Source organism: Streptomyces sp. NPDC102514, from assembly GCF_055584525.1.
The window spans coordinates 1-17,609 of sequence record NZ_JBVJLW010000044.1 but is presented as its reverse complement, the minus strand read 5'-3'; the positions used below and the strand labels follow the sequence as shown (position 1 = coordinate 17,609).

17 protein-coding genes and 1 pseudogene are annotated in these 17,609 nt (G+C 69.1%); 11 read left to right on the top strand and 7 right to left on the bottom strand.

Annotated elements, in window-relative coordinates; genetic code table 11:
- Together ACZ60E_RS45505 and ACZ60E_RS45500 are read left to right on the top strand one after the other, a co-directional pair.
- A pseudogene (locus tag ACZ60E_RS45505) lies at window positions 1–1,638 on the top strand (peptidase S8); the annotation flags it as partial.
- Between the two features lie 107 nt (window positions 1,639–1,745).
- Window positions 1,746–2,525 carry a globin domain-containing protein gene (locus ACZ60E_RS45500; protein WP_469448194.1) on the top strand — a complete coding sequence of 260 codons (780 nt, stop codon included), beginning with the start codon at window positions 1,746–1,748 and terminating at the stop codon, window positions 2,523–2,525.
- Between the two features lie 159 nt (window positions 2,526–2,684).
- Here ACZ60E_RS45500 and ACZ60E_RS45495 read toward each other — a convergent pair whose 3' ends face one another.
- Entirely contained in the window at window positions 2,685–3,617 is a 933-nt protein-coding gene (locus tag ACZ60E_RS45495) for a helix-turn-helix transcriptional regulator (RefSeq protein ID WP_469448193.1), read from the bottom strand.
- Between the two features lie 183 nt (window positions 3,618–3,800).
- Here ACZ60E_RS45495 and ACZ60E_RS45490 point away from each other — a divergent pair, with 183 nt between their 5' ends.
- Window positions 3,801–4,841: an NAD(P)-dependent alcohol dehydrogenase gene (locus ACZ60E_RS45490; protein ID WP_384812505.1), complete on the top strand. Its 1,041-nt coding sequence runs from the start codon at window positions 3,801–3,803 to the stop codon at window positions 4,839–4,841.
- Window positions 4,842–5,025: 184 nt separating this feature from the next.
- Here the strand turns inward: ACZ60E_RS45490 and ACZ60E_RS45485 are convergent, their stop codons facing one another.
- From ACZ60E_RS45485 to ACZ60E_RS45475, 3 genes are read right to left on the bottom strand one after another with little or no spacing between them, the layout of a single operon-like run.
- Complete coding sequence (locus tag ACZ60E_RS45485; RefSeq protein ID WP_469448192.1) at window positions 5,026–6,147, bottom strand: FecCD family ABC transporter permease; 1,122 nt, start codon at window positions 6,145–6,147, stop codon at window positions 5,026–5,028.
- Entirely contained in the window at window positions 6,144–7,145 is a 1,002-nt protein-coding gene (locus ACZ60E_RS45480; protein WP_469448191.1) for a FecCD family ABC transporter permease, read from the bottom strand. The genes ACZ60E_RS45485 and ACZ60E_RS45480 overlap by 4 nt, the downstream gene beginning before the upstream one ends.
- A gap of 60 nt (window positions 7,146–7,205) precedes the next feature.
- Window positions 7,206–8,312, bottom strand: coding sequence for an ABC transporter substrate-binding protein (locus tag ACZ60E_RS45475; protein ID WP_469448190.1), 1,107 nt, complete (start codon window positions 8,310–8,312; stop codon window positions 7,206–7,208).
- Window positions 8,313–8,504: 192 nt separating this feature from the next.
- Between ACZ60E_RS45475 and ACZ60E_RS45470 the strand changes: the two genes are divergently transcribed.
- Window positions 8,505–8,894 carry a VOC family protein gene (locus tag ACZ60E_RS45470; RefSeq protein ID WP_453794120.1) on the top strand — a complete coding sequence of 130 codons (390 nt, stop codon included), beginning with the start codon at window positions 8,505–8,507 and terminating at the stop codon, window positions 8,892–8,894.
- A 73-nt stretch (window positions 8,895–8,967) separates the two neighbouring features.
- On the opposite strand, the gene ACZ60E_RS45465 is transcribed toward ACZ60E_RS45470, so the two are convergent.
- Entirely contained in the window at window positions 8,968–9,372 is a 405-nt protein-coding gene (locus tag ACZ60E_RS45465; protein ID WP_469448196.1) for a winged helix-turn-helix transcriptional regulator, read from the bottom strand.
- Window positions 9,373–9,534: 162 nt separating this feature from the next.
- Here ACZ60E_RS45465 and ACZ60E_RS45460 point away from each other — a divergent pair, with 162 nt between their 5' ends.
- The 3 genes from ACZ60E_RS45460 (at window position 9,535) to msrA (ending at window position 11,757) form a co-directional block, all read left to right on the top strand.
- The gene (locus ACZ60E_RS45460; protein ID WP_469448189.1) at window positions 9,535–10,221 is read left to right on the top strand and encodes an NADPH-dependent F420 reductase; all 687 of its coding nucleotides are present in this window, start codon (window positions 9,535–9,537) and stop codon (window positions 10,219–10,221) included.
- Window positions 10,222–10,502: 281 nt separating this feature from the next.
- A complete protein-coding gene (locus ACZ60E_RS45455) occupies window positions 10,503–11,054 on the top strand; it encodes a DUF3455 domain-containing protein (RefSeq protein ID WP_385833187.1) in 552 nt (183 codons plus the stop codon).
- 190 nt (window positions 11,055–11,244) lie between these two features.
- The gene (gene msrA / locus ACZ60E_RS45450) at window positions 11,245–11,757 is read left to right on the top strand and encodes a peptide-methionine (S)-S-oxide reductase MsrA (RefSeq protein WP_384812488.1); all 513 of its coding nucleotides are present in this window, start codon (window positions 11,245–11,247) and stop codon (window positions 11,755–11,757) included.
- Window positions 11,758–11,833: 76 nt separating this feature from the next.
- Here msrA and ACZ60E_RS45445 read toward each other — a convergent pair whose 3' ends face one another.
- A complete protein-coding gene (locus ACZ60E_RS45445; protein ID WP_469448188.1) occupies window positions 11,834–12,358 on the bottom strand; it encodes a DUF4291 domain-containing protein in 525 nt (174 codons plus the stop codon).
- Window positions 12,289–12,990 carry a hypothetical protein gene (locus ACZ60E_RS45440; protein WP_469448187.1) on the bottom strand — a complete coding sequence of 234 codons (702 nt, stop codon included), beginning with the start codon at window positions 12,988–12,990 and terminating at the stop codon, window positions 12,289–12,291. Before ACZ60E_RS45440 ends, ACZ60E_RS45445 begins: the two co-directional genes overlap by 70 nt.
- A 125-nt stretch (window positions 12,991–13,115) precedes the next feature.
- Here ACZ60E_RS45440 and ACZ60E_RS45435 point away from each other — a divergent pair, with 125 nt between their 5' ends.
- The 4 genes from ACZ60E_RS45435 (at window position 13,116) to arr (ending at window position 17,334) form a co-directional block, all read left to right on the top strand.
- Entirely contained in the window at window positions 13,116–13,709 is a 594-nt protein-coding gene (locus ACZ60E_RS45435; protein WP_469448186.1) for a DUF4291 domain-containing protein, read from the top strand.
- 115 nt (window positions 13,710–13,824) lie between these two features.
- Window positions 13,825–14,466: a hypothetical protein gene (locus tag ACZ60E_RS45430; protein ID WP_469448195.1), complete on the top strand. Its 642-nt coding sequence runs from the start codon at window positions 13,825–13,827 to the stop codon at window positions 14,464–14,466.
- 285 nt (window positions 14,467–14,751) lie between these two features.
- Window positions 14,752–16,812, top strand: a complete 2,061-nt coding sequence (locus ACZ60E_RS45425) for a restriction endonuclease (protein ID WP_469448185.1) — start codon at window positions 14,752–14,754, stop codon at window positions 16,810–16,812.
- A 111-nt stretch (window positions 16,813–16,923) separates the two neighbouring features.
- Window positions 16,924–17,334, top strand: a complete 411-nt coding sequence (gene arr, locus ACZ60E_RS45420; protein WP_469448184.1) for an NAD(+)--rifampin ADP-ribosyltransferase — start codon at window positions 16,924–16,926, stop codon at window positions 17,332–17,334.
- Window positions 17,335–17,609: the final 275 nt, after the last annotated feature.

Genomic DNA, 17,609 nt, shown 5'->3' with positions numbered 1-17,609 from the left:
CTCACCGTCCCGGCGGGCGGCACGGCTTCTGCCGACCTCACGGCCAACAGCAAACTGGGCGGCACGCTCGACGGCGCCTACTCCGCGTACGTGACCGCCACCGGCGGCGGCCAGAGCGTACGCACGGCGGCGGCGGTGCAGCGCGAGGTGGAGTCGTACGACGTCACGCTCAAGTTCATCGGCCGTGACGGCAACCCGGCGCAGTACTACAACGCCAACCTGTCCGGGGTCTCCGGGCTCTCCAAGGAGAAGTGGTACTCGCCCTACGACGCCTCCGGCACCGTCAAGGTCCGCGTTCCCAAGGGCGGTTACATCCTCGACTCGGCGCTCTTCGTCGACCCGGAGGACTTCGCCAAGGGCGCCGACTGGGTGGCCCAGCCGAAGCTGAGCGTCACGAAGAACGCGACGATCACCGTGGACGCGCGGACCACGAAGCCGGTGGACATCACCGTGCCCGACGCCGCGGCCAAGTCCGAGTTCGCCTCACCCGACTACACGGTCGACGTCGGCAACAGCAGCTACGGGTTCGGCTGGTGGCTGGACTCGTACGCCAACTTCCGTTCCGCGCACGCCGGTCCGCAGATCACCGACGGCACGCTGTACCAGCAGTGGGACGGCCACTGGGCCAAGCCCGCCGAGGAGTACGACACCACCGCCGGAGCCAAGGTCAAGCAGCTCGCCACCGGCTACACCAAGCACTACAAGGCGAGCGAACTGGCCACGGTGAAGACCGGTCTGGGCGCCTCGGCGAGCGGCAAGAAGGGCGCGCTCACCGCCTGGGGCAGCCTGCCCGGCAGCTCCGGCTCCTCCGCGATCAGTGTCCCGCAGACGCTCCCCGGCACCCGGACGGTGCACCTGTCCACCGCCGGCGGGGTCAAGTGGAACCTCGACTTCGAGCAGTACGGCGGAGTCGACGAATGGGGCTGGCCGATCGTCGAGGCCTTCTACACGCTCGGCACCCCGCAGACCCTCGCGGCGGGCAAGAGCTACGAGAAGACCTTCAACACGGCCGTCTTCGGCCCGCGCCTGACCTCCTCCTTCGGCCTCTACCGCGAGGGCAACGGCATCTACGGCTACCTGCCGCTGTTCGCCGACGGCAAGACCCACGCCGGTTCCTCGCTCTACTCGTCGGTCACCACGACCCTCTACCGCAACGGCGCCAAGGTCGGCTCCAACAGCGACCCGCTGGTCGGGGACGGCATCTTCAAGGTCCCGGCCGGTGACGCCGCGTACAAGCTGACGACCTCGGTCAAGCGGAGTGTCAAGGTCGCCGCGGCCTCCACCCGCGTCGACGCCAGCTGGACCTTCCGCTCCAAGAAGGCCGACCTGGCCAAACTGCCCGCGTCCTCGGTCCGCTTCGACGCGGCCGTCGGCCTGGACAGCAGGGCTCCGGCGGACAAGAAGGTCTCCGTCCCGGTGACCGTCCAGGGCTCGGCGGCGGGCTCGAACCTGAAGTCCCTCGCCGTGTACGTGTCGTACGACTACGGCCAGACCTGGAAGAAGGTCACCGTCAAGAACGGCAAGATCGCGATCACCAACCCCGCCAAGGGCAAGGGGATCTCGTTCCACGCCAAGATCGCCGACAAGAAGGGGAACAAGTCGACGATCTCGATCTACAACGCGTACTACGGGAAGTGACCGAAGGGTCGCCCACCGAACGCTGATAGGCACGGACGCGTGAGAACGCGTGAGAACGGCCCGCCGGAAGCAGAGCTGCCGGCGGGCCGTTCGGGTAGGCGGGGGGTATGACCGCGCACACCGTTGAATACATCCGGTACCTCATCCCCGAGGAGCAGTCGGCGCTGTTCCTCGCCGCCTACTCCCGGGCCGCCTCGCAGCTCGCGGCGGCCCCGCAGTGCGTCGACTACGAGCTGGCCCGCTGCGAGGACGACTTCCAGCACTACGTGCTCCGGATCACCTGGACGTCCACGCAGGACCATGTCGAGGGGTTCCGCGAGTCCGAGCTCTTCACCGACTTCGTCGCCGAGATCGGCCCCTTCACCCGGTTCGTGGAGGAGACACGCCACTACAAGCCGACGACGGTACGGGGGGCGGGGGCGGCCGTGCCCACGCTGTACGCCTGGGCCGGGGGAGCCGAGGCCTTCGTCCGCCTCACCGAGGCGTTCTACGACAAGGTCCTCAAGGACGACATCCTCGCCCCCGTCTTCGAAGGGCTCGCCGCCGAGCACGCCGCGCATGTGGCGTCCTGGTTCGGGGAGGTCTTCGGGGGGCCGCCCGTGTACTCCGAGACGCAAGGAGGACACGGGCACATGGTCGCCAAGCACCTGGGGAAGGGGATCACCGAGGTGCAGCGGCGGCGCTGGGTGAACCTGCTGCAGGATGCGGCGGACGAGGCGGGGCTGCCCTCGGACGCCGAGTTCCGGTCTGCGTTCCTCGCTTACGCGGAGTGGGGGACGCGGTTGGCCGTGTACTTCTCCGGACCGGACGCGGTGGCTCCGGGGGAGCAGCCGGTTCCGCAGTGGTCGTGGGGCTCGGCTCCGCCGTACCAGGGGGCCGGGGCCTGAGGGGGCGATACCGGCTGCGGGCCCGGTGGGGGCTGCCCGCGCAGTTCCCCGCGCCCCTTAACGGCTTTCAGCCTCTCCGGCGTTTGAGGAGTGGGGGTTCGGGGGCGGAGCCCCTGAGGTGGTGACGGGAATGGGTAGGGGCGACGGGGGCGAGGGAAGTCAGGGGCGTGGCGCGGACGAACCCGCCCGGACCGCGTCCGTGCCCCAGCTCGCGAGCAAGCGGAGCGCCTGCGCCGAGGCCGACCCCGGCTCCGGGTGGTACGTCACCATCGACAACTCCTCGTCGTCGACGAGCTTGAACGTCTCGAAGGAGAGCGTCAGCTCACCCACCAGAGGATGATGCAGCCGCTTCACCCCATGACTCTTCTCCTTGACGTCATGCGTCGCCCACAGCCGCCGGAACTCCTCGCTCTTCACGGACAGCTCCCCGACCAGCGCGGACAGCCGCGGATCGTCCGGATGACAGCCCGCGTCCATCCGCAGAAAACTCACCATGTCGGACGCCTTCTGCTCCCACTCCACGAACAGCTCGCGGTACTCGGGCCGCAGAAACACCATCCGCGCCCAGTTCCGCTCCTGCGCGGGCAACTGCGACCAGTCCCCGAAGACGGCCGCGGACATCCGGTTCCACACGAGGATGTCGGAGCGCCGCCCCACGACGTACGCGGGCACATTGTCGAAGGAGTCGATCAGCTGCCGCATGGCGACCCGCACCTGCTGCGGCCGGGCCGACACCTTCTTCTTGTGCTGCTTGGGCTTCGCGAGATGCGTCAGATGCGCGTGCTCGGCGCCGCTCAGCCGCAGGGCGCGGGCGATCGCGTCGAGCACCTCCGCCGACACGTTCCGTCCGTTGCCCTGCTCAAGGCGGGTGTAGTACGCCACGGACACCCCGGCCAGCTGCGCCAGCTCCTCGCGGCGCAGCCCCGGCACCCTGCGGTGCCGTCCGAAGTCCGGCAGCCCCACGTCCTCCGGCTTCAGCCGGGCCCGGCGGGTGCGCAGGAACTCGCTGAGCTCGGCGCGCCGGTCCCCCAGCCGCCGTCCCGGTTCCTGTCCGGTCCCGCCGGTGGGCTCCTGAGAGGGCTGTTCGTCCATACGTCCAGTATTCACGCTGCTACACGGTCGTACGCATACGAGCCTGCCCCCGCCAGTAGTAGGACCAGTGGACGTACGAAACACCGTGGTCTGGGTGAAGGTCGGCAAACGGGGCAGGCTGGACGCCGTACCCGGCCGGAAGGCAGGCCGGGCGCAGATCCACTCCTTAGGAGAACCCTCCGCATGACCACTGTCGCCGCATACGCCGCCCCCGCCGCCAAGGCTCCGCTGGAGCGCACCACCATCGAGCGTCGCCCGGTCGGCGAGCAGGACGTCCTGATCGAGATCAAGTTCGCCGGTATCTGTCACTCCGACATCCACCAGGCACGCGAGGGCTGGGGCGAGGCCATCTTCCCGATGGTCCCCGGCCACGAGATCGCCGGCATCGTCACCGAGGTCGGCCCCGGTGTCACCAAGTTCGCCGTCGGGGACCGCGTGGGTGTCGGCTGCATGGTCGACTCCTGCCGCGAGTGCGAGAACTGCAAGGCCGGCCTTGAGCAGTACTGCGTCGAGGGCAACACCGGCACGTACAACGCCGTCGACCGCAGCGGCGAGAACACCTACGGCGGCTACTCGACCCACATCGTGGTCGACGAGGCCTTCACCGTCGGTATCCCCGAGGGCCTGGCCCTCGACGAGGCCGCGCCGCTGCTGTGCGCCGGCATCACCACGTACTCCCCGCTCAAGCACTGGAACGCCGGGCCCGGCAAGAAGGTCGCGATCCTCGGCATGGGCGGCCTCGGGCACATGGGCGTCAAGATCGCGCACGCGCTCGGTGCGGAGGTGACCGTGCTGTCGCAGTCGCTCCGCAAGAAGGACGACGGGCTGAAGCTCGGCGCCGACCACTACTACGCGACCAGTGACCCGGAGACCTTCGAGAAGCTGCGGGGGTCGTTCGATCTGATCCTCTCGACCGTTTCCGCTCCGCTGGACCTGGACAAGTTCCTGTCCCTGCTCCGGACGGACGGCGCGTTCGTGAACGTGGGCGCGCCCGAGGAGCCCGTTTCCCTGAACCTGTTCTCCGTGATCGGTGGGCGCAAGACGCTTGCGGGGTCCGGGATCGGGGGGATTCGCGAGACGCAGGAGATGTTGGACTTCTGCGCCGCGCACGGGTTCGGGGCGGAGATCGAGCTGATCAGTGCGGCGGAGATCAACGCTGCGTATGAGCGGGTGCTCGCCAGTGATGTGCGGTACCGGTTCGTGATCGACGCTGCCACGATCTAGCTCCGCCGGGGTGCGTTGTTCTCTGCGGGTGCGTTGTGGCCGGTCGCGCCGTTCCCCGCGCCCCTTGGGGGCTGCGCCCCCTCAGGACAAAAGACTGCGCCGCGCCCCTGAAAGCCAAAGGCACAAGACTGCGCCGTTCCCCGCGCCCCTTGATCGGGGTTCTGGGATCGGGGGCCTGGCAGCTTCAGCGGGGCTGGTTGGTTCGGGTCAGTAGCCAGAGCAGGTACGGGCCGCCCACCAGGGCTGTGAGTGCCCCCACCGGGATTTCCAGTGGGGGCACTGCCGTGCGGGCGGTCAGGTCCGCTGTCACCAGGATCACCGCGCCCGTCAGGGCCGAGGCCGTGAGGGGGAGCTGGGGGGAGCGGGTCAGGCGGCGGGAGAGCTGGGGGGCCGTGAGGGCTATGAAGCCGATCGGCCCCGCCGCTCCCGTGGCGGTCGCCGCGAGGAGCACGCCCAGGACCGTCAGCGCGAGCTGCGTCCGGTGCACGCGGACGCCGAGCGCCGCGGCCGTGTCCGGGTCCAGGCCCAGCGGGCGCAGCGCCCGGCTCGCCCACACCAGCGCGGGCAGGGAGAGCAGCAGGATCCGGGCGAGGGGGACCGCCTGGTCCCAGCCGCGTCCGTTGAGGCTGCCGGTCAGCCACAGTTTGACCTGCTCGGCCGCCGCCAGTTCGCTCTCGGTGAGGTAGAGCTGGACGACCGCGGAGAGGGCCACACCGATGCCGACCCCGGTCAGTACGAAACGGCTGGGCTGCATTCCGTGCCGCCAGGCCAGCACGTACACGAGCGCGGCTGCCGCGAGACCGCCCGCGACGGAGACGGCCGGGAGCGCGCCCGGCGAGGCGACCGTTCCGGTGGCGAGCGCCAGGACCGTCGCGGCCGCCGCCCCGTGTCCGACGCCGATGACGTCCGGGCTGGCCAGCGGGTTGCGGGTGACGGTCTGCACGAGCGCCCCGGACATCCCCAGCGCGGCACCGACGAGCGCCCCGAGCACGATCCGCGGCACCCGCAGCTCACCGACGATCAGGTCGTACGGGCCCCCGTGGCCGCGCAGGACCCGCCAGACCTCGCCCGGCGGAACGTACGTCTGACCGACGCAGGCCGCGAGCAGCATCACCCCGGCGAGGAGGACGGCGAGTACGGCCACCACCGCTGCCGAGCGGCGGTGGAGGAGGAGGGAGAGCGAGCCTCGGCGGACGGCGACGAGACCCGTCGAGCCGGGATAGCCGGGATAGCCAGAGTGGTCGGGGCAGCCGGGGTGGTCGGGGTGGCGGGGGCGTTCCGGGGGTGCCGGGGGTGCCGTCGTCATGTCGCCACCGTTCTCCGGCGGACCAGTACCACCAGTACGGGCACCCCGACGAGTGCCGTCATCACGCCTGCCGGTACCTCCGCGGGGGCCCGTACGACCCGGCCCGCCACGTCCGCCGCGAGCAGCAGGGCCGCCCCGAGCAGGGCGGACAGGGGGAGGGTCCAGCGGTGGCCGCCCCGGATCAGCCGGCGGGCCAGGTGCGGGACGGCGAGGCCGATGAAGGCGATCGGTCCGGCGGCGGCCACCGCGGCGGCGGTCAGGACCGTCGCCCCGAGCGCCGCACCACCCCGTACGAGCCCGACCTTGTGACCCAGGGCGCGGGCCGTGTCGTCGCCGAGCGCGAGGGCGTCCAGGCCGCGGGCGCAGACGAGCACCAGCAGCGCGCCCGCCGCGAGGAAGGGCAGCATCTGGCCGACCGTCCCCGCGTCCCGGCCACTCAACGCGCCCACCTGCCAGAACCGGAACTGGTCGAGCGTCGCCGAACTCGACGTCAGGACCACGGTGGTGGCGCCGGCCACCATCGCGGACAGCGCGGTACCGGCGAGCGCGAGTTTCACCGGGGAGGCGCCGCCCCGGCCGCGTGAGGCGACGGCGTACACCAGGAACGCGGCTGCCACGGCGCCCGTGAAGGCGTACCAGACGTAGCCGCCGAAGCCGTTCGCGAGACCGCCCGCGATCGCGAACACCACCCCGGCCGCGGCCCCCTGGCTCAGTCCGAGGATGCCCGGATCGGCCAGCGGGTTGCGGGTGACGGCCTGGAGCGCCGCCCCGGACAGGCCGAGCGCGGCCCCGGCGGCGAGCCCGACCTCGGTACGGGGCAGCCGCAGCGACCGTACGACCAGGGCGTCCCGTGAGCCGCCGCCGTGCAGCAGTGCGTCGAGCACGGCGGACAGCGGCACCTGGCGGGTGCCGACGGCGAGGCTCAGGGCGACCGTGGCGAGGGTGAGGAGGAGGGCGGTGGCCAGCCAGGCGATGCGTACGGTCGGACGGTCTTTCACAGATGGTCTTTCACGGATGGTCTCTCGTGCCCCTGCTGCTCACTGCTCTGTCTCTGCTTGCTACCTGCTGAGGGAGTCGGTGAGCTGACGTACGACCAGCCGCGCCGCGGTGGGGCCCGCGTTGAGGTACCAGGGGTCGTCGTCGACCTTGACGGTGTGCCCGGCCCCGACCGCCTTCATGGACTTCCACAGCGGTCCGGCGAGCACGCTCCCCGCGTCGGTCCGCCCCTCGTCCCCCTGCACGGAGTAGAAGATCCAGTCGCCGTCGGCGACATCGATGCTCTCCGCTCCGATGTCCTGCGAAATGGCCTTGAACTGCTGGGACTTGGGCCGTCCCAGCCCCATGTCGACGGCGATCGAACCGGTGAAGGAGGAGACGCCGAACATCCGGGTCCGGTCGGGAGTGAACCGCACCATGGAGACCGAGGTGTCCGCCCCGCCGGTCTTCGCGCCCGCCGCGGCGGCGTCCTCGGCGTGCTCGTCGAGGAGTTTCCGCGCCTGCCCGCCCTTGCCGACTGCGTCGCCGACGAGCAGCAGATCCCGCTTCCAGTTGACGCCGTTGCCCGCGGTGATCACGGTGGGGGCGATCTTCGACAGCTTGGGGTAGAGGTCGCCGAGCGAGTCGTTGGCGAGGATGAGGTCCGGCTTCGCGGCGGCCAGCGTCTCCAGATTGGGCGCGGTCCGCGTCCCCGCGTCGGTCGTCTTCGCCAGCGCCTTCTTGTACTGGGGGAAGGCGTCGGCGAGGTAGCCGGGTACGAGGCCCGCGTTGTCGGCGCGAGTGGTGGCGGCCGGTACGACTCCGAGGGTGAGGAGGTCGTCGAGCTGCCCGGTGCTGAGCGCGGCGATCCGCTTCGGCGCGGCCCCGACCTCGGTCCGGCCCTTGAAATGGCCGACGGTACGGGGGAACTCGCCGTCGGCTGCCTTCGTACCCATGCCGTCGGCGAGGGCGCTGGGGGCGGCGGAGGGGCCCTCGGAGGCACCGGCGACGAGGTTGCGGTCGCCGCCGTTCTTGCCGCTTCCGCTTCCGCTTCCGCTTCCGCTTCCGCTTCCGCTTTCGCCGCTGCCGGAGGCTCCGGAGTCCCCGGAACCCGCGGAGGCCGAGCACCCGGCCATCAGTCCGCCGACCACGGACACGGCCAGGACGGCCTTCACCACCGACGTGCGCACAACTTGCTCCGGTATGTCGTTTGTCGATTGCCTGGATCACCGGCGGCCGAGCGCCACCTAAGGCAAGGCTTACCTTACCTTTCTGATCCGTGTGTCCCGCAGGGGGCTGCCGTCCCGCCGAACGGGCGCCTAGCGTGGACGTGTACGACAGCAAGGAAAATGCCGAGCCGACGAACCGAGGAGGTCCGCACGATGACCGTCGAGCTGAACCACACGATCGTCGCCGCCCATGACAAGAAGACGTCGGCCCGCTTTCTCGCCGACATCCTGGGCCTGGAGGTGAGCCCCGCGTACGGCCCCTTCGTCCCCGTGCAGATCCCGAACGGGGTGACCCTCGACTACATGGACGCCGTCGGGTCCATCCCGCCCCAGCACTACGCGTTCCTGGTCTCGGAGGACGACTTCGACACGATCTTCGCCCGCGTCCAGGACGCCGGACTCACCTACTGGGCCGACCCGTTCCACCACCGCGTCAGCGAGATCAACACGAACGACGGCGGCCGCGGCACATACTTCGAGGACCCGAACGGCCACAGCCTGGAGATCCTGACCCGGCCCTACGGGAGCGGGGCGCGGGGGTAGCCGCGGCGGGCGGCATCCGTACCGGTTCGTCCTCGTGGCCGCGGTCGACCCCTGGACGCCGACCCCTCCGTGTTCACCGAGCCTGCGCCTCCTGCGCCTCCCGAACCCCCTGGTCCTCCTGCGCCTCCTGGGCTTCGAGGAGTTCGTCGCCGTGCTCGGTCACCCACCGGCCGAGCGCCGCCATGGGGCCCTCGACCAGGCTCCGTCCCAACGCGGTCAGGGCGTATTCGACGCGCGGCGGCGCCTCGGCATGGACTCGGCGGGCCACCAGGCCGTTGGCGAGGAGGCGGCGCAGTGTGTCGGTCAACACCTTGTCGCTGATGCCGCCGATCGCGACCCGCAGATCACGGCGCCGGCACGGTCCCGTGCGCAGGGCCGCCAGGACGACGGGGTCCCAGGTGTGGGCGAACAGATCGGCGGCGGCACGCAGCCGGCAGTCGGCGACCAGTTGGTAGCAGTGTGAGCCGTCGTCGGCCATCCCGCCTTCACCCACCTCTCGGTCACCCACCTCTCCGTCATCTCTCTTTGCCCTCTCTCCGCCATCATCGCGCGGCGGTCACGCACCGATCGGTGCGTGACGGGCTTCCTACCGTGGCTACCCAACTGGCAGTGGGCGACCACGGTTCGAGAGGCAACGACGATGCGTATCGGGATTCTGGGAACGGGAACACTGGCGGCGGCCCTGGGTGAGGGCTGGATCCGTGCAGGGCACGAGGTGTGGATCGGCGGACGTTCGCAGGTCAAGGCGGCCAAGCTCGCCGAACGGCTGGGGCGACTGGGGCAGCTGGGGCGACCGGAACGACCGGAGCGACCGGGGCGCCAGCAGGGGGCGTTCGCCGTCACCCCGCGGGAGGCGGCCACGGGCCGCGACGCCGTACTCCTCGCCGTGTCGTGGGACGGCGTCGGGGACATGCTGGCACTGGCGGGCGCGGCCGACGGCGTCCTCGCGGGCACGCCCCTCATCGACCCCACGAACGCCGTCGCGCACGGGGTAGGCGATCTGCTCACCGAACGAGGCGAGTCGATGGCGATGCGGATCGCCGGGCTCGCACCGGGCGCCCATGTGGTGAAGGCGTTCCATCTCTTCCCCGCGGGCCTGTGGTCGAGCCCCGCCGACGACGGCCGGCCGCGTCCGACCGTGGCGATGTGCGGCGACGATCCGGCGGCCCTGCGGATCGTCGGCGAGCTGGTGAGCGACGTCGGCGGAGCCCCGGCGACTCTGGGGTCGCTGGACCGGGTCCGCCAGCTGGAGGAGGTCGCGGGCTTCGTCATAGGTCTCGCGTTCGCGGGCGCGGACCCCAACTCCGCTGTACCCAAGGTCTCTTGAGGAAGTGACGGGGCATGCAGGGTGTCCGCTGGGACCGCCGTGGCGTGACCAGCCGTATGCCCCCCAGGCCCTCGCCAAGACGGAACAGGACGGTGATACTCCGTAGCTCCGTCACGTGCTGCGAGCTCAGCCCGGCGGCTCGGTCCGTCGCCGCCCCGGTCCGTCGTCCCGGCGATGGTTCCCGTACGGCGGAACGGTGTCCGCGTTCGCGCCCGCATCCGTTGCCGCTCCGGCTCCCGCGCCCGTGACCTCGTACAGAAATCATCCTGGAGACACATCCGATGAAGCTCGCCAAGCGACTTGTCCTCACCACCGCGGCACTCGCCGCCGTGACCGCCGGCACGCTCTCCGGCGCGTCGGCCGACCAGGCCGCGGTCTCGCAGCCCGTACGGGTCGGCGTCGACGTTCCCGACGCGCTGAAGGTCCCGGACGGCAACCGGCTCACCGGCGTCTTCGCCGCCACCGGCGTCCAGACGTACACCTGCACCGACGGTGCCTGGAAGCTGCTGGAGCCCGCCGCGACCCTCTCGGTGAAGAGCGACCCCCGGCACCGCCCGGTCGCCCTCCACTCCCGCGGCCCGGTCTGGGTGTCCACGGTGGACGGCAGCGCCGTGAACGCCGCCGCCGTCGCCACCTCGCCCAAGACCGGCACCATCCCCGAGCTGCTGCTCAAGTCCACCGCCACCCGCGGCACGGGCGTCTTCGCCGACGTCTCCTACATCCAGCGCCTCGCCACCGACGGCGGCGTGGCCCCCACGACCGCCTGCACGGGCACCGACCAGGTCGGCGTCCCGTACTCGGCCACGTACACCTTCTACAAGCCCACCGCGTGACGGTCCGCAGCTGAGCTGAGCTGAACAGGGGCAGGGACTCCCGGTCGAGATCGGGGGTCCCTGCCCCCGTTCGTCCGGGTACGGAATCGCCTGGAGCCCTCGTGCGTTGAGGAGGGTGGGCAAGGATGCCGGTGGTGAGCGAGCCGAGCGGCCCGAGTGACCGAGCTGACTGAAATGTGGAGGGGCCGCAATGGCTGCGCAGACACAGAGGGCCGTGCTGGCGGGCGGATGCTTCTGGGGGATGGAGGACCTGATCCGCCGACTCCCCGGCGTGACGGCGACCCGGGTCGGATACACCGGGGGCGACGTGCCGAACGCGACGTACCGTAACCACGGCACGCACGCGGAGGCCATCGAGATCCTTTTCGACCCCGCGGGGACCGATTTCCGTACGATCCTGGAGTTCTTCTTCCAGATCCACGACCCGAGCACCAAGAACCGCCAGGGCAACGACCTGGGCCTCAGCTACCGCTCGGCGATCTACTACGTGGACGACGAGCAGAAGCGGATCGCCGAGGACACGATCGCGGACGTGAACGCCTCCGGACTGTGGCCGGGCGAGGTCGTCACCGAGGTGGAGCCGGTCGGCCCGTTCTGGGAGGCCGAGCCGGAGCACCAGGACTACCTGCTGCGCTACCCGGACGGCTACACCTGCCACTTCCCCCGCCCGGGCTGGCGCCTCCCCGCCCGCGCGGAGGGCTGACCACGAGGAAGGCCCGCCGGTCACCACCTGTGACCGACGGGCCTCTTCTGCTTTTGTGACCCATGGGGCCGTCCCTTCACCCGCCCAGCCGGGCAAGAAGTTCGTCTCCGGCAGGGTAGGGACGCTCCTGGGGCAGCAGCCGTGCCGCGGAGTCGAGGTCGCCGCTGCCGACGCGTGCGTGGATCTCACGGGCGAGCGGGGTCACGTCACGGATGGCTACCGTCCACTCGTCCGCGTAACGCCGTGCGGCCTCCCCGGAGAGGCCGAGTTGCAGGGACCGGTACGGCAGGGGCTGGAGGCGCAGGTCCCGCTCGGGGTCCCACTGCACGCGAGTCGGCGCGCGCTTCAACTGTCGTTGCCAAGCGGCGCGGTCCGGGTGGACCCCGCGGGCGTAGCCCGACAGACAGGCGTGGCGCAGCGCCCACTCGAAACCGTCCCGCTGGATCTCGACAGCGAGAACGACCTCCTGCCCTTCCTTGGCGCCCCACCCGCAGCGGTACATCATCCACAGGAACGACGGCTTGATCCATGTCAAGCAGCGTTCACAGACCGTTTCGCGTGGCGGTGTCCAGGACTCCGTACGCCTCCGTAGAGCCCCCACTCATCCAGGCCGGAGTAGATCAACGCGGTGCGGCACGAGGGGGCAGAGAGGGATTCGGCCTCTCCCGAGTACAGGGCGATCAAGGAATCGTTGCCCCTCCACCAGGTGTCCGTCATCCCCTTGACCTCTTCGACCGGCTCGAAGCCGTCCAGAGCAACCTCATCGACGCGATCGCCGGTGACTCTGGTGACCTGCTGTGCCCACATCGACGCATGGTGGGCGAGCGCGACGGCCTCCACCCATCCCTCGACGGTTTGGTGCAGGGGGGTCCAGCGATAGCCGTACACCCCGAACTCCCCGCCCGGTCCGATCATGAACGAGTAGGGGGTTGCGGTCCGGTGGGTTCCTGCCGGGTGCAGCCACCCCTCCTCCGGCGAACCCTCTGGAAGGTCGGAGTCCAAATACTTGGGTCCACCGTCGTAGTGCGGAGCCGGAGGTAGCACGAGACCTCCCCAGCGCTCCTGATACTCCTTTGCACGGTCGACCTCCACCGATGGGACGCCGAGCGCGAGCCACTGCTTCGCGAGCCGGCCGACCGGCCGCACGTCGATCCTGATGCCGTGCGCGGTGACGAACGACTGCGCCCGACGCGTCAGTCCATCGAGTACAGCATTGTTTAGATGTCGCTCCATGTGCCGGACGCTACTTGGCCTGCACGGGCACTGCCTGCCACCTGCGGCTGGTGTGCTCCGTCGGATCGGGCAACGGGTCGAAAATCGGTGGTCATCCGAGCCGGCCGGAGCCCACGCTGTACGTCATGGAAGAACCGCACCGCAGGATCCGCGCGCTTCACACGGCGTCCACGATCACCGTCTACCAGGCATATCGCCCGGAGATCGGCGGACCCGCCGCCCGCAAGGGCCGCTTCCCCGCCGCGTGGAAGCCCGACCGCATGACGTGGATCAAACCTAGTTTTATGTGGATGATGTACCGCTGCGGCTGGGGCACGAAGGAGGGTCAGGAGACCGTCCTCGCTGTCGAGATCACCCGTGACGGGTTCGATTGGGCTCTGCGCCATGCCTGCCTGTCGCACTACGTCCGCGGACTGCATCCCGACCGCGCCGCCTGGCAGCGTGACCTCAAGCGCGCACCGGCCCGCGTCCAGTGGGACCCCGAACGCGACCTGCACCTGCGTCCCCTGCCGCACCGCTCCCTGCAACTGGGCCTCTCTGGTCAGGCATCGGCGCGCTACGCGAACGAGTGGATCGTGTCCATCAACGACGTGACCCCGCTCGCCCACGAGATCCATGCACTCGTCAAGGACCGCGAACTGGACTCCGCCGCCCGGCTGCTTCCCCAGGAGCAGGGATACCCGGCCGGTGAAGAACTCCTGGCCCGCCTGTGTCCCTGACGCTCCGGCGATCAGGGCGCCGCACCCGCCGGTCGTACGGCGGCAGAAGTCTGTGGGCGGTGGAACCGGGAGGCGGGTCGGGGAAGGATGCGGAACACTGCGCCGAGTGATCGTGATGCGGCCCGTCCTGGAGATGACTCCCACTGAAGGCTTCGATCTCTGGCCTGTCGCCGAGATCGAGTCGCTGGGTTTCCTGCCGCTCAGCGGTGAGCTGTCACCCACCGAGGTCGGGGCAGCGGTGATGCGGATTGCCGGCTGCAATGACGTGGACCCTGACGGCGATCGTCCGCGTCGGCCGGTCGCCGCACTCGACTCGTTCCTTCACGGACTGCTGACGTTCGACACGCTGTTCGCGGCGGGCGGCCTCCGCGTCACCGACGACTCCACAGGCGTCACTTTCGTACCCGGTTGCTGTGATGGGCTGGAGGACTGGCGCGACTGGCAGCGGTTCGTCGATGCCGGCGGCCTCCTCGGGTTCGGCCACGACCCCGTGTCACCGATCGCGGAGCGTTTCGGTTACACGGTCCGGCTCACGGTCAATGCAGAGCAGAGCCGTAGCCCGGTGATCGAACTGTCCGTCACCGACCTCCGCCACTTGCTCGCCGGCGCCGAGCGCGACCTGGTCGACTTCCTCGCGCTGGCTGCCGATTGGGCCTACAGGCAACTGCCGGACCACTGCTCCGCGGTCACTACCGCCCTCGCACGTGTTCTAGATCTTCCTGTGCCAGGCATTCCGCCGGGTGTTCAGCGGACCTAGCTTCTTAAAGGTCTGTCAACGCGGCTTGGTGACCCATGTCAAGCCATGTTCACAGACCTTTCGGTTGGGGCGCGGGCGAGCTGGAACAACCCGGATACGGCGACAGTCCCCAAACTGCGACCGGACGCACCCAGGCTCACCTTCAAGTTGCTTTGACCTGCGGGGATGACGGGATCCGGTTGCCTTCAGCAAGCGGATATGCGGGACGGCCGTTGCTGGATAGAGTCGTCTCGTCACACCTGGTTGTGGGGACAGTCAGGGCGCATTGGGGAGGGTCTGCAACAAATGAGTCGTCGTTCAACTGGCTTTGTCGGCGTCTGGGCAGAGATGCAACGGCAACAGCAACGCCAGATGGAAGCCGAAGCCAGACGGCGGAGGCAGGAAGCTCAGCAAGCACGTGCCTACCAGCGGCGGGCCGCCCAAGATCACCGCGAATACAGGCAGGCGGAAGCGCTACGTCGCACAGAAGAGCTGGACGCACAAGTTGCGTCGCTGCAGAGCCTTCTCTCCTTAGGCTGTCAGGCTCCGGCCTTCAGGGTCTCCTCTCTCATGAGGCGTGAAGAGGTCCAGCCCTTCGCTCCGGGACCGCTGGCGCAGCCGGTGACTATGCCTGACTTGAGCCATTACCAAACGCAGAGCGGATGGACGTCCAACCGTCGGGCCCAGGCACAGGCTGAAGCGCGGGCTCGTTTCGAGCGGGATTGGCACGCGGCCCAGGCGGCGGAGGCCCAGCGGCAACAACAGCTGGCGTCGTACCAGCGGGAGCACCAGCAGTGGGCCGATGCCCAGCTAGCCGAGATGAGGAGGCACAACGCCGACATCGTCCAGGTGACCGATGGAGTGAGACGCCATGATCCTGACTCGGTCGTGGAGTATTTCTCTGCCGCTCTCTATGCCTCAGCGGCATGGCCGGAGGGCTTTCCACGTCAGGTGACGGCAGCCTACGACACGGCAGCGCGACAGCTGGTGCTGGACTGGGAGTTGCCTGCCTACAGCGTTGTTCCTGACGTCAAGTCCGTTCGGTACGTGTCCGGGACCGACCAAGACAAGGAGACCGCCCGCCCAGTGGGCCAGCGTCGCGCCTTGTATCGGGAGGTGCTCGCGCAATGCATGCTTCTCGTTCTGCACGAGCTCTTCGCCGCGGATGAGCTGGGCGCGCTTGAGTCGGTCACTTTGAACGGATTCGTGGATGGGCATGACCCTACGACGGGCCAGCCGGGCCAGATCCACCTGGCGACCGTGATGGCCTCGTCCTCGACGTTCCGTGGATTGCACCTGGCGCAGGTGGACGCCAGCAGTTGTCTGGCCGACGCACTCCGCGGACAGCTCTCGGCCCGCCCCGACCAACTCACGTCCGTACGGCCGAGTCGTCGGCCGCATGATGTCGGGAACCGTGTTGTCGCGCATGGCAGAGATGAGGAACCTGACCTGTACGAGATGGATCCGATCGCCTTCGAGAACCTTGTCGCTGATCTCTTCCGGGCCATGGGGATGCAGGCGGTCACGACCCAGCGCTCCAACGATGGCGGGGTGGACGTCGACGCGCTGGATCCGACACCTATCCGAGGCGGGAAGATCGTCGTTCAGGTGAAGCGTTACCGCAACACGGTGCCTCCCACTGCCGTACGTGACTTGTACGGAACTGTGCAGGACGCAGGCGCCAACAAGGGTGTCCTCGTGACGACGTCCGGGTTCGGCCCCGGCTCGCACACCTTCGCCAACGGCAAGCCGCTGGAGCTTATCTCGGGCCCTGAGCTTGTCGACCTGCTGCATCGTCATGGACTGCGTGGGCGCCTGGGTGAGGGGGGCCGTCAAACCGCGGCACCGCCGACGCCAACGAGCCCTGACACTCGACTGCCCGACGACTACAACGTCCTGGGCCTGTCGTGGACCGGCAGCGTGGCATTGGATGTGTGTGCTCTGGTCTGCCGTGGCAACCGAGTGCTCAGTGACGATCACTTTGTCTTCTTCAACAACCCACGGACAGCGGACGGTTCCGTGAGGGCTCTGGCCGCCACATCACCCGACAAGGCCGCGATCTGCGTCTCTTTCGACGCCTTGCCGGATGAGGCTGACCGATTCGTCCTCGTGGCCGCGATCGACCCCGAGGTCAATCCGGATGCCGACCTCTCCGGATTCACGGATGCCCGCATCCGTCTGCTCGACCCGCGGCTGACTGAGCTGGGACAACTTGAGGTTTCCGATGGCCGATCCCGCGAAACAGCCTTGGTACTCGGCTCTTTCCGTCGAAGGCCGAGCGGCGACTGGGACTTCGTCTTGGGCGGCAAAGGATACACCGGTGGCCTGGAGGAACTCGTGCAGGATTTCGGCATCGAGGTGGACTAAGGCTTGTCCCGTAGCTATCTGGTCCCGCTCGGATGATCTTGATTTGACTGGTGTGACCCTAGAGTCCGAGGTGATCGCCGTCACGACAGCTTGGCTTGATAACCTGCCGCGATGGACGAAGCGTTGGACGAGGGGCCGTTCTTCCACGGAACAAAGGCTGACCTGCAGACCGGAGATCACCTCACCGCCGGTTTCCGTTCCAACTACCGGCCCGAAATCGTGATGAACCACATCTACTTCACGGCGTTGCGCGACGGCGCGGGACTCGCCGCCGAACTGGCCGCAGGAGACGGGGCTCCCCGGGTATACGCCGTCGAAGCGACCGGGGAGTTCGAGAACGATCCGAACGTCACCGACAAGAAGTTCCCCGGCAACCCCACCCGCTCCTATCGCAGCAGGGAACCGCTCCGGATCGTCGGCGAGGTCACCGACTGGACGCGACAGACACCCGCAGCTCTCCAGATATGGCGAGACCGGCTGGCCGCGGGCCGTCTCGACGACCGTGCCGAAATCGTCAACTGACCGTTACGCCGGAACCGCTGGGCCCCGGTGAGGCGATCTTGATGTAGCTGGTGTGATCACGGCGTCCGAGCCGTCCAGGACAGCCTCGTTCGCCGGGTTGAGCCCGCCCTGCTTCGGGAAGGTGGTGACCGCACTGCGCAGCGAGGGCGCTGGCGGCGCGCAGTGGGCGCGGCACACGCAGCCCCCGTTATGTTCTTCGCGGTCCTGCAAGAGGGCCGCTGGCCTCCGGGCCCGGCATGACTGTGTCCCCCTGTCCTCGATGACCTGGGGGGTGG